Genomic DNA, 14,783 nt, shown 5'->3' on the forward strand with positions numbered 1-14,783 from the left:
TCATCCATGATGATGGGGCAATCGACCAGCACTGTCACCGACAGTGAGAACACGACAGATCGACCAGAGCGCGCCATGTCGATGAAGCTGCAACAGGGTTACGAGCAACTGATGGCAAGAGCGCCTGGAGCAGCGTTCCCCCGCGCCAGGCAGCTTTACCTGAACAAATATTCATTTCCCCAAAGCCAAACGTCTCCAGATCTGAGGCTGTTCGTCTGTGACGAAGCACTGGAGGAAACCATTCAAGAGTGTGAGAAGGATGACAAGAGCGATCGACGCATCGTGACCCTCACCGCCCGTCCAGGCAGCCTTGCGCTTGTGCACTGGCAGCAGACAGAGCCCGCAGAGTGGAATGCCATCCAGCACTACCTCAAAGAGACCTGGGAGTTCGCGCTCAACCCAGCGGATCTCTCTGCGCAACAGGAGCTCTGGTTCCGAGACAGCGGCCATCAAATGCGATTTCAGGCCCCAACGTCACTGGTGATCCAACAACGAAGCATATTAAGCCTGCAGGAATAAAAAATTAAAACTTTCAGAACCTCTTCTTTTGCCTTCAACAGGCGTCGCTATGGCTCGGATAGCGATCCAATCAAGCCATGTTTGCAACCTATGCGGAGCGCTATGTGCTGCGGTCGACCTCAGCAGGGTCCTATCTCGGCGTGAACATGCTGAATCAGCAGATTGAATCCCATCGGTCCCACGACGAAGCCTGGGTTTTTCACACCCACGATGGTGCCGTCAGGCATGCCCGCTGGATCGGAGAAGTGCACGGTGAAACACCGGATGTGGTGCGGCTTTAAAGATCGCTCAACGCTCCCCAATCAAATCCACCCACTGAAGAACTGACTCTCGTGATCGACAGTGCAGGTGGTCCAGCAATCAAGCAATGATTGCAATTGGGGGACTGACTCTGACGATTGGACCATTGAGTAAATATTGGAGTCACTGGATGACGTCATCGCTGATCCTGCGTTTCAGAAACGATCTCGCAAGGCAATGAGCTAACGCCATCGTCGAAAACACCACAGTGGTGTGTTCTCAAACACGCCCTTTCAATCCCTACCCCTGAATAAACGATCGCAAACGCCGCGAATCGGCAGCTTGTTGTCGTTGCAAATCAGCGGAAGGTTGTTCAGCAAGTTCCCGCTGCTGAGCTGCAAACACATCAGCCTCAGTCACGATGCATCCAAACTCAGCAGCCAAGGATAAAAAGGCATCCACATCCATTGGTTCGCTCAGTTTTCGAGCGAGATCTGGATCGTGATGACGACGATCGAGCAGACGATCCAATTCGCTTAGGGACACAAGCACAACCTCTCAATCACTGTTTTATACCAATCCCTCCAGCCTCGGAGGGCAGCATCGCGATCATCCCTTGACGGCATCCCCTGTTGCGCTGGGAAGAATGAACCTTTGAAGCATCACAAAAAGAATGAGCACAGGAAGTATCGAAACCACGGAGCCGGCCGCGACGATGCGCCAGTCCAGGGAGAAACTGCTGGAGAGTTGCTGCAATCCGAGGGGGAGGGTGTAAAGACCTGGATCATCCAGAATGACCAGCGGCCAGAGAAAATCGCTCCAGGTGCCGATGAACACAAACATCGCCAGGGTGATTAGATCAGCACGCGCAGCCGGGATCATCACATTCCACCACTGGCCCAAGCGGCTGCAGCCATCAATCCGTGCTGCGTCCTCCAACTCAGAGGGCACCGCCAGAAAACTCTGGCGCAGCAAATACAAACCAAAAGCAGTCGCAGCTTGAGGAATCACAAGGGCCAGAAGGGTATTGCGCAATCCCAACTGCACCATCAACAGGTACAGCGGAATCATCACCACCTGAAACGGAATCAAAATGGTGGCCACGACCATGCCCAGCACTAAGCCTCGACCCGCAAAACGCATGCGAGCAAGGGGGTAGGCCGCCAGGGAGCAGAACAGCACATTGGCCAGGACAGCCAAGGCGCTGACGATTGAACTGTTCAGGAGATAAGTGGTGAGGGGATTGTCCTGGAACAACCGGACATAGGCCTGCAGGCTTGGTTCTGACGGGAGCAGTGCGGGCGGGCTGCTGAAAATATCCTCAGCCGGCCCTTTCAAGGATGTGGTGACCAACCAGAGAAGCGGCACCAAGACCAGGAGGGCCAGCAGGATCAGGAACAGCAGCTGGACAACATCAAAAAGCGTTCGTTGCCTCATCAGCTCATAGGCTTGGAGGGACATACGCCGCCACGACATCCTTCTGGGGATGAAGCTGAGGCTTCGCCACACCCACAACGAGTCTGTTTAAAGCATTGGTGAAGGCGTGGGCAGCAGCGACAACAACATCCGTATCGGCAGCGTGACCTGAATAAAGCGAACCATCACGCCGAAGCCGGATCGTCACCTCACCCATGGCGTCAATCCCCTCGGTGACCGATTTCACGGAGAACTCAATCAGGTCATTCGGAACACCGGCCAGGTCATTCAGAGCTCGGCAAACAGCATCCACCGGCCCAGTTCCAACGGCCGAGGTCGTGGATTCACCTCCCTCCTCATCCATCAAGGTGACGGTCGCAGTTGGACTAAGACTGCTGCCGCAACTCACCTGAACCAATTTCAACTGGAAGCGGGCATCAGGTTGCTGAACCTGTTCACTCACAATCGCCTCCAGATCCCGATCTGTGATCTCCCGCTTGCGGTCCGCCAGGTCTTTGAAGCGCGCGAACGCTTCGTCCAGATCCTCACGTGTCAAGTCGTAACCAAGTTCTTCAAGCCTGGCGCGGACAGCACTTCGGCCACTGAGCTTGCCAAGAGAGATGCGGTTGTCGCTCAGACCGACGGTGCGGGCATCAATGATTTCGTAGGTGAGCCGGTTTTTCAGGACGCCGTCCTGATGAATGCCGGATTCATGGGCAAACGCGTTGGCCCCAACAATGGCCTTGTTGGGTTGCACCACCATTCCTGTGAGATTGGACACCAGCCTGGAGGTCTTGGTGATTTCCTCCGTGCGTATGCCCGTCAGAGGAGTGGGGCTGTCCTCAGAACGGCCGAAGTACGGGTTGTAGTACCGACGGCGCACATGCAGAGCCATCACCAACTCCTCGAGGGAAGCGTTTCCAGCCCGCTCACCTATGCCGTTAATGGTGCATTCGAGTTGCCGGGCACCAGATTTAACCGCTTCGAGGAAATTGGCGACCGCGAGCCCGAGATCGTTATGGCCATGAACGGAGAGCACAGCCTCATCAATATTCGGCACATGCTGGTCGATACAAGCGATCAAATCACCGAATTCCGTTGGTGTGGTATACCCGACGGTGTCGGGGATATTGATCGTGGTAGCACCGGCACTGATCGCCGCCTCAATCACTTGATAGAGGAACTCAGGGTCGCTTCGACCGGCATCCTCACAGGAAAACTCCACATCTTCGACAAGCGATCGCGCGTAGCTGACCATCTCTGGAACGATGGCCAGCACATCGGAACGGCTCTTGCGCAATTTGTGCTCAAGGTGGATGTCGCTGGTGGCAATGAAGGTATGGATGCGAGGTCGCGGAGCAGGCGCAACGGCATCCGCACATGCCTTGATGTCATTTCTTGAAGCCCTGGCGAGGCCACAAATGATCGGTCCGTGATCACCGCCTACCTGCTGAGCGATCCTTTGAACAGCAGCGAAATCTCCGGCGCTGGCAAACGGGAAACCCGCCTCGATCACATCAACACCAAGCCGAGCGAGCTGCTGAGCGATCGCCAATTTCTCCTCAAGGTTGAGGCTGGCTCCAGGAGATTGCTCACCATCCCGAAGGGTGGTGTCAAAAATCAAGACACGACCTGGATCCTTGGCCATGGCGACGCTCCAGCGGGGGCCTTAGTCGAAACGACTATGAGTTAATCAATCCTAGGCGAGGCTCTCAACCTCTCCAGAACAGCAATCCGGCCCCATAAACGGACATTGTCGGCCCAGTGGTTTTAAATACATTCCCTTCGTGGTGAGTAGTCCCTTGGCCAATGGCGCACTGGCCCTGGTACTTCACGCCCACCTCCCCTACGTTCGTTCATCACTGCCTGGATCACTAGAAGAGGATTGGTTTTTCCAGGCCCTGATCGAGTGCTATTTGCCCCTGCTCGAGATCCTCGAAACCGCTCATCAGGACCCAGTTTCACGGCCAAAAATCACCATTGGCCTTTCTCCCACTCTGCTATCGCTACTGAACGATCCTGAGCTTAAACGTCGTTTTCCAGACTGGCTGAACGACAGGCTCCGCCTTATTCCCCAAGCGCCGGAGTCCCTCCGTGATGCAGCCGATCACCTTGCCGAGACGATCGAACGTCACCAACGGTCCTGGATTGGCTGCAACGGTGATCTGATCAGCCGCTTTGTGCTGCTGCATAAGCAGGGCATTGTCGACCTGCTGACCTGTGGGGCAACCCATGGGTATCTGCCCTTACTCCGACAGAACCCTGAGGCGATTCGTGGTCAGCTTCGCACCGCCGTCAGAGAGCATCAACGTCTTCTCGGAGAGCGCCCCCTTGGGATCTGGCTGCCGGAGTGCGCTTATTACGAGGGTCTTGATTACTGGATGCGCGACGCCGGATTGCGCTACGCCGTTCTTGATGGCCATGGACTACTCCATGCTCGCCCCCGTCCTCGCTACGGCGTCTACGCCCCGATTTGCAGTCGCAATGGCGTTGCTTTCTTCGGTCGGGACAGCGACGCCACATTGCCTGTCTGGTCAGCCAAGGATGGCTATCCAGGCGACCCCCAATACAGAGAATTTCATCGTGATCTCGGCTGGGATCTGCCCCTGGAGTCACTGCAGCCTCTCGGTCTGAACGAGCCGAGGCCCCTCGGTTTAAAACTGCATCGGGTCACCGACCACAGCTTTCCACTGGATCGCAAAGAGCCCTACACGCCAGCCATGGCAGCCGATCGAGCCCAACAACATGCCCAGAATTACCTCCGAGGACGCCGGCTGCAGCTTGAACGCCTGAATCAGGCCATGGATGCAAAACCGCTGCTCGTGGCACCATTTGACGCAGAACTTTTCGGCCATTGGTGGTTTGAAGGTCCCATGTTTCTGGGTGAATTGTTTCGACAGGGACCTGAAGAAGGTGTGAAGTTCACCCGCCTACGTGATGTACTTGCCAATGCCAAACAATTGCAGCTCTGCGATCCCAGCCCCTCAAGTTGGGGACAAGGTGGATTTCACAATTACTGGCTGAACGACACCAACGCCTGGATTGTTCCCGAGTGGGAGCGTGCAGCGGATGCGATGGTGCGACGCAGCAGCCGTGGGGTTGGACGGGAGAGCGATCTCAACCTGCTCAAGCAAGCAGCTCGCGAATTATTGCTGTCACAATCATCAGACTGGAGCTTCATCCTTCGAGCAGGAACCACGACTGAACTCGCCAGGGATCGGGTCAAACGCCATCTCGGCCGATTTTGGACATTAATGAAGGCCATCGATGGGGAAGCCCTTCAGGACGATTGGCTGAAGGAAGTCATGACGGACGACCCACTGTTTCCTCTGATTCAACCTCTCGACTGGGCAAAAATTCAAACGTAAATGCCGCTTGGCGCCTTCCGAGCAGTTTCATGCAGGCCGAACGATCACCAGCCAGCTGGCATCATCAACATCCCCAATGATCTGGAAAGAAATAACTTGGTGCAACCAATAGCCCCAAAGCGGTTCATTCGTAAACATAAAATAAACCCGCTTGACTTTATTTATAATTCAATGATTTATTCAGCCGAGACGAAGGGCGATTCGAGCAAGTCATTTGAGAAAGTATTTCCATCCCGAGTCATCTTCCCAGGCAAGAACATATTGACCATTCCATCCAACAACCGGCAGCACAACTGCTCTCCATCCCGCATCTGCATCTGGTAATCCGCATGGGATTAACCAGCTTTTTCAAGATGCGGACTCTGATCCGTGGGCGCGCCAAACACCAAGCCTCGGCGCAACGACCAAGGCGACAGAGTGAACAATCGAAGCATCACAACCATCAAGCGCGACAAAGGCAAGGTGTTGGTGAGAAAGCCAAACCATTCGTGTTGAGGAAGAGAAAAGAACGTGGCGAAATGGCGGCGCAACAGCGCTTCGTTAAAGCCCATCAGGCGCCCAAGGCCAAATTGATACAGCTGATGGCGCAGCACGAGCTCGGTTGGCCAAAGCTCATTCCAACCCCTTCTGGCCAGTGCAGCTGATCCGAGTGCCGGCTGCTCAACCAGCGCCTTTGCCAGGACTTTCGCCAAGCCTGGCCCACGCCGTAACAAGGCACCCACCATGTAGCCAGAGGCTGGATGAACCATGCTCGCCGCACCACCGAACGCCAGCACCGGCTGATCCCGATCCGGCAAGGGCAGGTTCATCGGAAACAGGCAGAACTCTTCATGGACGATCTCGGTGACCCTCACATCACGATGGTCCAGACGTTGGTGCAGCCGTTGCTTCAGGACGTCGTAGGACAAACCAGGGGCATGGGCCAGCGAGGTTTCCTCCAAGAAGAAGACCCCTCCCCCAAGATCCATGGCGTAGAGAAACGTTGGTGGCTCGGTGCGCTGAGAGGCTGTGAGGTGATTGCAGCGATAATCCATCAAAACGAACCGGCCCGCTTCAATCGGGTTTTCTGAGAAACGACCAACCACCCCATAGGCGGCCTGCCCGGCCACTGGGCCATGATCCGGTCGAAGGATGTATGGCGAACTTGCGCCGGAGGCATCGATCACCAAACGCGCCTGAAGTGTGGTTCCCGATCCGCAGAACACTGTGGTGACAACAGATCCGGATTCCACCCGCTCAGCTTTGCCCTCGAGCCAAGTGACCCCTTCAGCCCGCTTCAGGCAGTATTCCTGAAAGGCAGCTCGATCAAATAGGCCATATTCCATGCCATGCAAAGTGAGCTGATCCTGCTCGGATGACCCGCCCGCACCGAAGTAGCTGACGGTGTCACTCCATCGGTGCGCAAGCAGATGTTCCAACTGCAAGGTCTTCAGCTCCTCCGCCCAAATGCCGTACGTATTCGGCCAGGGAGCATCAACCGGCTTCGGAGCAAGGCCTTGAACCGCAACCCCTCTCTGGTTCAGCTCGGATGCCATGCACAGCGCCGCGGGGCCTCCCCCCAGCACCAGCACGTCATGGATTGGGTTCAACGGTCCTGATCAGATGGAGCCTCCGCATCAGGGGAGTCCGAAGCATCATCCTGCCCTTCAGCAGCAGAATCCTCCCCCTCTGATTCGGCTTCCGGAGGAACGAGAACGACCTCTGAAAGGAGGTCACCCTTGTCCAACCGTTGCAGACGAACTCCTGTAGCAGCACGGGACTGCTGAGGAATTGCATCAGCGCCGGTGCGAACGATCACACCTCTTTCACTAACCAGTAGGAGTTCCTCACCACTGCCAAGCACTCTCAGGCCCACCAGAGCATCACCGTCTCGTCGGAACTTGATCGCCCGCAAACCCATTCCTGCCCGTTTCTGCAGGCGGAACTGCCTCACAGGGACACGCTTGCCCAGACCACTTGCGGAGGCGACAAGCACCCAAGGTCCTTCCTCTGCAGCACCATCGGTTTCTTCATCCAGATCCGAACTCGCAGCCACCTGATCAGCCAGTTCGGCTGGAAGCACATCCATGCTCACCAGGCTGTCTCCATCACGAAGGTTCATGGCACGAACTCCCCTGGCCGTTCGCCCGAGAGGCCTGAGCTCCTCGTCGCTGAGGCGGAAGTGAATGGTCATTCCGGCTTTGGAGCCGATCAGGACGCTGTCGCCCGCGACAGAAAGACGCACCCAGTTCAGAGCATCACCATCTTCAAGACCGATGGCAATCAGACCATTGGAGCGGATATTGGAGAAGGCTGATAAACGCGTGCGTTTAATGAAACCACCCTGTGTGAGCATCAGCAGGTCGGTGTCGTCATCAAAGGAGCTGACGGCAACAAAGGAGGTAATTGCCTCCTCTCGGGGAATTGGAAGGAGCTGCACCACCGGGGTTCCCTTCGCCGTTCGACTGCACTGCGGCACCCGGTAGGCGGGCAGAGCGTAAGACACGCCTCGATCACTGAAGAGAATCAGGGTGTCGTGGTCGTTGCAGCTGATGAACAGCTTCACAGCCTCTTCTCCCTGACTGCGCGTCCCGGCCTTGCCTCGAGTCCCACGGCTCGTGGCCTCGAACTCGCTCACCGGCATCCGCTTGAGATACCCGGTTTCGGTGAGCAGCACCACCGAGCGTTCATTCGCGATCAGATCGATATCCTCCAGGCCTCCTCCGAGATCGAGGATCTCGGTGCGCCGTTCCATGGGATGACGGTCTCTGAGCTGCGCTAATTCGTCCTGAATCAGGCCGAAAACACGCTCCCGTCGCCCGAGAATGTCTTTGTAATCGGCAATCTTGGTGACGAGGTCCTCATGCTCCAGTCGGATCTTGTCAGCTTCAAGAGCAGTAAGACGCCGAAGCTGCATCTGGAGGATGGCGTCGGATTGGATCTCGGTAAGACCGTGGCGCTCTTGCAGCTGTTGACGGGCTGTCGCGGTGTCTGAAGCGGCTCGGATCAGAGCAATGATCGGATCAAGCTGATCGAGAGCGAGAAGAAGCCCGAGCAGGATGTGATCACGTTCCTCTGCCTTACGCAGGAGGTACCGGGTTCGACGCTCGATCGTCTCAACCCGGAACTCAAGGAAAACCTCGAGCATCTTGCGGAGGGTGAGCAGAATCGGCTCACCATTCACAAGCGCCAGCATGTGCGCGCTGAAATTGCTCTGCAGCGGGGTGAGCTTGAACAAATTGTTCAGCACCACTTGCGGGTAGGCATCCCGCCGAAGCTCAACAACGATGCGCATGCCATCGCGATCACTTTCGTCGCGAATGTCTGAAATTCCCTCGAGCTTCTTGTCGTTGACCAGTTCTGCGATCCGTTCAATCAGAGCCGCTTTGTTCGTCTGATAAGGAAGCTCTGTGATGATCACCGCATCACGGTCGGGACGACCGGCTGACTCGATAGTTTCAATCCCGGCAACACCCCTCATCGTGACCGACCCACGCCCGGTGAAGTAGGTCTCCTTGATGCCATCACGTCCAAGGATCTGACCACCTGTCGGGAAATCAGGGCCAGGAATCAAACGGATCAGATCCTGATCACTGATTTCAGAATTTTCAATAAGCGCCAGAAGGCCTCGAATCAACTCGCCGAGATTGTGAGGAGGGATATTGGTCGCCATCCCCACAGCAATGCCTGCAGAGCCGTTGAGGAGGAGCTGGGGGATTCGTGCAGGGAGAACAGTTGGTTCCTGCTGAGAGCCATCGAAATTGTCTGCAAAATCGACGGTCTCTGCCTCGATGTCTTCGAGAAGACTGTCTGTCGTCAGTGCCTGCAGCCTGGATTCCGTGTACCGCATCGCTGCAGGCGGATCGTTGTCCACCGAGCCGAAATTGCCGTGCCCATCAATGAGTGGCATCGACATCGAAAAGTCCTGGGCCATCCGAACCAGGGCGTCGTAAACAGCCGTATCGCCGTGAGGGTGGTACTTACCGAGAACTTCTCCCACCACACGAGCACATTTCCTGTAAGGGCGGTCGCTGGTGAGACCCAGTTCGTACATCGCGTACAAAATCCGGCGATGCACGGGCTTGAGACCATCGCGTGCATCGGGCAAAGCCCGACCCACGATCACGCTCATCGCGTACTCCAAATAGGAGCGCGACATTTCGTTGCGTAGATCCGTTTGGATGATGCGATCGTCCGAATCACCGGGACCACCACTGCCGGGCCCCACTGGATCCGCCATACAAGATCTGACTGCCGTCCTTCAGGTTATCCCGCCCGACGCAAAGCGGTTGAAAACCTCGGATAAACTCTCATGCGATTTTTATACGCCGACATGGGGCCGATCGAGGACGCTCAGAGCCAAGAGCCCAGCCCGACCCCAACGGCGGCCTCCGAACCGGTTGATTCGTCGGAACCATCTTCCGAAGGTGCACCAAACGTTCAGGGGGAAAGCACGAGTCCGATGTCAATCGAGATCCCTTCAACAACCCCTGCTCCGACCCCAAAACCGACGCCCGCCCCAACTCCACCTTCTACCCCGCCACCGTCTGTTCCTGCACCGACGCCAACTCCTGAACCAACCCTCAATCCAGCATTTACAGCTCGTGTCGACATTCCCTCTCAAGAGGAGAGCAGTGGAGGCGAATGGCAGATCCTTATTGAAAAGGTGAAAGAAACCTTCGGGGGCTCAACTCTTCAGGACACTTGGCAGAAACTGCGTTTGCCTGTTCGCCTTGTTGGCGGACTCATCATTCTGATCATCACGCTGAGGATTTACCAAGGCCTTCTCGACACCATTGACCGACTCCCTCTGGCGCCAGGCCTTCTGGAACTGGCCGGGTTGATCTGGCTTGTGAAATATATGCTCATCAATTTGGTACGCAGCACAGAACGCAAGAAAGTGTTTGATCAGATCCGCAGCAGCTGGAAAAGCGTGACTGGACGTTGATACCGAGCTCCTAAGGCCGGTTGTTAGTTTGTTTTGAATTAAACCAGTGTGCGGTGGACATTCAGCTCGGACGCTCTAAATCTGTTCGCCGGGCCTACGGAATCGACGAAATCGCTCTTGTCCCTGGTGGTCGGACAGTTGATCCGCAAGTCACCGATACCAGCTGGTCACTCGGAGGCATTGAACGCAGCATCCCGATCATCGCCAGTGCCATGGATGGTGTTGTCGATGTCGGGATGGCTGTGGAACTCTCCAAGCTGGGCGCTCTAGGCGTTCTCAACCTTGAAGGAGTTCAGACCCGGTACGACGACCCCAACCCGGTGCTTGATCGCATCACAGCGGTGGGAAAGGAATCCTTTGTTCCTCTGATGCAGGAGCTGTACAGCCAGCCCGTCAAAGAGGAGTTGATCCGGCGCCGGATTCAGGAGATCAAGCAGGGCGGAGGCATCGCCGCCGTCAGCGGTACACCCTTAGCAGCACTCAAGTACAGAACCACCATTGCCGAAGCAGGTGCCGATCTGTTCTTCGTGCAGGCCACGGTTGTTTCCACTGAACACATCGGTCCAGAAGGCCAGGAAACTCTCAATCTTGAACTGCTCTGCCGGGAGATGGGCATGCCAGTTGTGATCGGAAACTGCGTGACCTATGACGTTGCCCTGCAGTTGATGCGTGCAGGGGCTGCCGGAGTTCTGGTTGGCATCGGCCCTGGTGCAGCCTGCACATCCAGAGGTGTTCTTGGTGTAGGAATCCCCCAGGCCACCGCAGTTTCAGACTGCGCTGCTGCTCGTGAGGAGTATCAAAAAGAATCTGGAAAGTACGTTCCAATCGTTGCCGATGGTGGCATCGTCACCGGTGGCGACATCTGTAAATGCATCGCCTGCGGAGCCGATGCCGTCATGATCGGGTCTCCCATTGCCCGCGCATATGAGGCACCCGGTAGGGGATTTCACTGGGGAATGGCGACCCCCAGCCCGGTTCTGCCCCGTGGAACGCGAATTAATGTTGGCAGCACCGGCAGCCTGGAGCGCATCCTGAAAGGTCCAGCCCTGCTTGACGACGGGACCCACAACCTGCTGGGCGCCCTTAAGACATCAATGGGAACGCTGGGTGCACGGACAATTGCGGATATGCAACGGGTTGAGGTTGTTGTTGCACCCTCTTTGCTTACAGAAGGAAAGGTGTACCAGAAAGCTCAGCAACTGGGGATGGGAAAGTAAGTGAGCGTTAGGGTGAGGTGTGTGTTGGGCCAGCGCCCACACACTCCTCACACCCCCAAGCCCGAGGAATTCGGGCTTTCATTCTTCCTTTCCGACATCACAGTTCTCATCGGAAGCCCTTTCATGGGGGACTCTGAGGAAAGCTGTTGCTAAGTTCTCCCAAAATCATCAAGGCATATGTCTAGCGCCGCTGCTGTAACCGACTCCTCCTTCGAGCAGGACGTTCTGCAGAGTGACGTTCCCGTTCTCGTGGACTTCTGGGCACCGTGGTGCGGCCCTTGCCGCATGGTTGCACCGATTGTCGAAGAAATCGCCAAGGAGTTTGAAGGCCAAATCAAGGTCTACAAACTCAACACCGATGAGAATCCAAATGTTGCCAGTCAGTACGGAATCCGCAGCATTCCAACTCTCATGGTGTTTAAGGGAGGCCAAAAAGTGGATACTGTGGTTGGTGCTGTTCCCAAAGCGACTCTCTCGGGAACGATTTCCAAATACCTCTAATTCCGCAAGGTTTGACAACCCTGCAGCATCCAAAACTTGGTTTAATTGATTACGGAATGGGAAATCTCCATTCCGTAAGAAGAGCTTTTGAACGCTTTGGGTATTCGATCGTTGATATTCATCAACCCGAAGATCTTCAAACGCTTGATGCTCTCGTCTTACCCGGGGTTGGGTCGTTTGACCCAGCCATGGAGAATCTGATGGCGACAGGCCTGATCCCTGACCTCAAGGATTGGGTGAAGAACGGTCGCCCTTTGCTCGGAATTTGTCTGGGGCTTCAGTTGCTCTTTGAAAACAGCGAGGAAGGAAAGAGTGATGGCCTCGGCCTCCTTCCTGGGCGCATTGAAAAACTTCCAGCCCAAAACGATGAACGTCTCCCACATATGGGCTGGGCGCCTCTGAAAGTGGTTCACAACTCTCCGCTTCTTCATCACGATGATCCGGAAGCATGGGTGTATTTCGTGCATTCCTACGCAGCACATCCTTCCGACTCCGAAACATTGGCTGCCACGACCTCCTACGGGAACGTCGACATCACGGCCATGGTCTGGCGAGGCAATGTTGGAGCCTGCCAGTTCCATCCTGAAAAGTCATCGGATGCAGGAGCACTGCTCCTAAAACGCTGGCTGAATTGGCTTAGCGTCACGACCAATCCCGATTGACGTGCAGGGCCATCTCCGCTTGATCAGTGGCCGGAAACTCCTGAGTCCAAAAGGGCAGACGACCAGACCGACGACAGCCCGGGTCCGCGAAGCGATCATGAACATCCTGGCTCCACGCCTTCAGGGTTGCAGCTGGCTCGATCTCTTCAGTGGCAGCGGGGTCATGGGCTGCGAAGCCCTTGAGAGGGGGGCACAGCGCATCGTGGCCGTAGAGAACAATCTGCATGCAGCAGACCTTTGCAAACGCAACCTAGATAGCGTCAAAGAGAGCTGCGCATCCAAGGCATCTGTGGAGGTGATTAGGCGCGATTGCCCGAGCTGGTTAAGGCAGAAAAAAGGGGAATGTTTTGACTTGGTCTATTTGGATCCGCCTTATCAAAAGGCTCTTTACAAACCAGTTCTTGCAAACCTGGCAGTAGCAAATCTGATTTCTACATCAAGCCTTGTCATCTGCGAATACGCTTCCAAACGGGATCTGAAAGCTGATGATGCATGGGTCACCGTTGACAGGCGCCGCTATGGCACAACTGGGGTTCTCTTTCTCAGCCTCCGAGAGCGCTGCCACCACGGCGGTACTGATTCCATGCCGCCACAAAGAGACCCATGAGGGTCACAGGAATCAAACCCAGAACGATGCCGCACAGCAGAGGCTCAATCATCTCGTCACTCAGCAGAATTGATTGCCACAATTCTTCCATGCATCACCCGCTGCCGTGGCAGAGCCGACATCAACTGCTGCAACTCAGGCTGATTTGGACAGTCCTGTGGATGGAGGCCGCGGTCTAATCGCAGCCCTCGTGGTTCTCGCAGCTGCAGCCTGCGTCGTCCTTCTGATCTGGGTGATCGGAAATGCCCAGCAGGATCCCTACCTCAAGGCGACGTTGAGCCTTGAGGGGTCAGCAGACCACGGGGGGCAGCTGTTCCGCATCAACTGCGCCGGCTGTCATGGACTTGCAGGCCAGGGGTTGCTGGGCCCACAACTGACAGCGATCACCGATCATTACACCGATCAACAACTGGTCCACCAAATCGTGAGCGGAGAGACGCCCCCGATGCCAAGATTTGAGATGGAGCCTGGAGCCATGGCCGATCTCCTGGCCTACCTGCAGTCACTCCATTGACTCGCGTTCGGCCCATACGGTCGCAGTTGACAGATGGGTACTTGGACTTGGATTCACCGCTCGTGGTGGTTCTGGTTGAACCAACGGGTCCAATCAATGTGGGCAGCGTCGCAAGGTTGTGCGCCAACTTTGCGGTTTCAGAGCTTCGTCTCGTTGCTCCGCGATGTGATCCACACGCTGAAGATGCTGTAAAGATGGCGGTTCACGGCAAGAACCTGCTGACTCAGGCAAGCATTCATCCATCTCTGCTCGACGCCGTACAGGACTGCCGCCGCACGATCGCCACCTGCGGACGACTCGATCATGGAGAGATCCCATTGCATTCCCCTGAGGTCGGCCTGACCTGGTTGAACACGCCACCACTCGACAGGACTCTGAGTCAGAGCCCCATTGCCGTGGTTTTTGGACGCGAAGATCGAGGACTCACCAACGATGAACTACGTCTCTGCCAACGCGTGGTGACCTTGTACAGCGATCCCACCTATCCATCGCTGAACCTCAGCCACGCCGTCGCTGTGATCCTTCATGAACTCAAGCGCCTGCAAGCGACAGATCACAACAAAGGTCACGTGGCAGAGGTTGTTGCGGATCCAGCCCCAGCCGCAGACATGCAGGGCTTTCTCGAGGATGCACAAGACCTGCTTCTGGAGATCGGCTTTTTGCTCGAGCACACCGTTTCAGCTCGAATGGCGAAGCTGCAGAATCTGCTCCAACGAGCCAGTGCCCGGCGCGAGGAGGTGGCATTGCTTCGAGGGATGATTCGTCAGGTGCGATGGGCCATCCGAACCCATCGCACCTAACCTCATGCGAAC

At 56.0% G+C, this 14,783-nt stretch carries 15 protein-coding genes and 1 pseudogene; 10 read left to right on the forward strand and 6 right to left on the reverse strand.

Annotation, left to right across the window (positions count from 1 at the left end; genetic code table 11):
* Positions 1-6 precede the first annotated feature (6 nt).
* Complete coding sequence (locus SIB64_RS14275) at positions 7-519, forward strand: hypothetical protein (protein WP_413440856.1); 513 nt, start codon at positions 7-9, stop codon at positions 517-519.
* Between the two features lie 77 nt (positions 520-596).
* Positions 597-800 (forward strand): hypothetical protein, encoded by a 204-nt coding sequence (locus SIB64_RS14280; RefSeq protein ID WP_413440857.1) that lies wholly within the window; start codon positions 597-599, stop codon positions 798-800.
* A gap of 259 nt (positions 801-1,059) precedes the next feature.
* On the opposite strand, the gene SIB64_RS14285 is transcribed toward SIB64_RS14280, so the two are convergent.
* The 3 genes from SIB64_RS14285 to SIB64_RS14295 form a co-directional block, all read right to left on the reverse strand.
* Positions 1,060-1,305 carry a Nif11-like leader peptide family natural product precursor gene (locus SIB64_RS14285; protein ID WP_413440859.1) on the reverse strand — a complete coding sequence of 82 codons (246 nt, stop codon included), beginning with the start codon at positions 1,303-1,305 and terminating at the stop codon, positions 1,060-1,062.
* 63 nt (positions 1,306-1,368) lie between these two features.
* Positions 1,369-2,196 carry a carbohydrate ABC transporter permease gene (locus SIB64_RS14290; RefSeq protein ID WP_413440860.1) on the reverse strand — a complete coding sequence of 276 codons (828 nt, stop codon included), beginning with the start codon at positions 2,194-2,196 and terminating at the stop codon, positions 1,369-1,371.
* A 4-nt stretch (positions 2,197-2,200) separates the two neighbouring features.
* On the reverse strand, positions 2,201-3,823 hold the full coding sequence (locus tag SIB64_RS14295) for a 2-isopropylmalate synthase (RefSeq protein ID WP_413440862.1): 1,623 nt from the start codon (positions 3,821-3,823) through the stop codon (positions 2,201-2,203).
* A gap of 154 nt (positions 3,824-3,977) precedes the next feature.
* On the opposite strand from SIB64_RS14295, the gene SIB64_RS14300 reads away from it, so the two are divergent.
* Positions 3,978-5,543 (forward strand): glycoside hydrolase family 57 protein, encoded by a 1,566-nt coding sequence (locus SIB64_RS14300; protein WP_413443039.1) that lies wholly within the window; start codon positions 3,978-3,980, stop codon positions 5,541-5,543.
* A gap of 335 nt (positions 5,544-5,878) precedes the next feature.
* Here SIB64_RS14300 and crtL read toward each other — a convergent pair whose 3' ends face one another.
* Both crtL and gyrA read right to left on the reverse strand, forming a co-directional pair.
* Positions 5,879-7,132 carry a lycopene beta cyclase gene (crtL, locus tag SIB64_RS14305; protein WP_413440863.1) on the reverse strand — a complete coding sequence of 418 codons (1,254 nt, stop codon included), beginning with the start codon at positions 7,130-7,132 and terminating at the stop codon, positions 5,879-5,881.
* Positions 7,129-9,762, reverse strand: coding sequence for a DNA gyrase subunit A (gene gyrA, locus SIB64_RS14310; RefSeq protein ID WP_413440864.1), 2,634 nt, complete (start codon positions 9,760-9,762; stop codon positions 7,129-7,131). Before gyrA ends, crtL begins: the two co-directional genes overlap by 4 nt.
* A 72-nt stretch (positions 9,763-9,834) precedes the next feature.
* Here gyrA and SIB64_RS14315 point away from each other — a divergent pair, with 72 nt between their 5' ends.
* From SIB64_RS14315 to rsmD, 5 genes and pseudogenes are all read left to right on the forward strand, one after another.
* Entirely contained in the window at positions 9,835-10,470 is a 636-nt protein-coding gene (locus tag SIB64_RS14315) for a CAAD domain-containing protein (RefSeq protein WP_413440865.1), read from the forward strand.
* Positions 10,471-10,523: 53 nt separating this feature from the next.
* Positions 10,524-11,687 carry a GuaB3 family IMP dehydrogenase-related protein gene (locus SIB64_RS14320; protein WP_413440866.1) on the forward strand — a complete coding sequence of 388 codons (1,164 nt, stop codon included), beginning with the start codon at positions 10,524-10,526 and terminating at the stop codon, positions 11,685-11,687.
* A gap of 177 nt (positions 11,688-11,864) precedes the next feature.
* Positions 11,865-12,188 carry a thioredoxin gene (gene trxA / locus SIB64_RS14325; protein ID WP_413440867.1) on the forward strand — a complete coding sequence of 108 codons (324 nt, stop codon included), beginning with the start codon at positions 11,865-11,867 and terminating at the stop codon, positions 12,186-12,188.
* A gap of 11 nt (positions 12,189-12,199) precedes the next feature.
* On the forward strand, positions 12,200-12,850 hold the full coding sequence (gene hisH / locus SIB64_RS14330; protein ID WP_413440868.1) for an imidazole glycerol phosphate synthase subunit HisH: 651 nt from the start codon (positions 12,200-12,202) through the stop codon (positions 12,848-12,850).
* 1 nt (position 12,851) lies between these two features.
* Positions 12,852-13,334, forward strand: a pseudogene (gene rsmD, locus SIB64_RS14335) (16S rRNA (guanine(966)-N(2))-methyltransferase RsmD); the annotation flags it as partial.
* A gap of 58 nt (positions 13,335-13,392) precedes the next feature.
* Here rsmD and petG read toward each other — a convergent pair.
* Complete coding sequence (gene petG, locus SIB64_RS14340; protein ID WP_071823076.1) at positions 13,393-13,509, reverse strand: cytochrome b6-f complex subunit V; 117 nt, start codon at positions 13,507-13,509, stop codon at positions 13,393-13,395.
* Positions 13,510-13,563: 54 nt separating this feature from the next.
* Between petG and SIB64_RS14345 the strand changes: the two genes are divergently transcribed.
* Positions 13,564-13,971, forward strand: coding sequence for a c-type cytochrome (locus SIB64_RS14345; RefSeq protein WP_413440869.1), 408 nt, complete (start codon positions 13,564-13,566; stop codon positions 13,969-13,971).
* A 47-nt stretch (positions 13,972-14,018) separates the two neighbouring features.
* Complete coding sequence (locus SIB64_RS14350) at positions 14,019-14,771, forward strand: RNA methyltransferase (RefSeq protein ID WP_413440870.1); 753 nt, start codon at positions 14,019-14,021, stop codon at positions 14,769-14,771.
* Positions 14,772-14,783 lie beyond the last annotated feature (12 nt).

This window comes from Synechococcus sp. MIT S1220 (assembly GCF_047303025.1).
Lineage (GTDB): Bacteria > Cyanobacteriota > Cyanobacteriia > PCC-6307 > Cyanobiaceae > Parasynechococcus.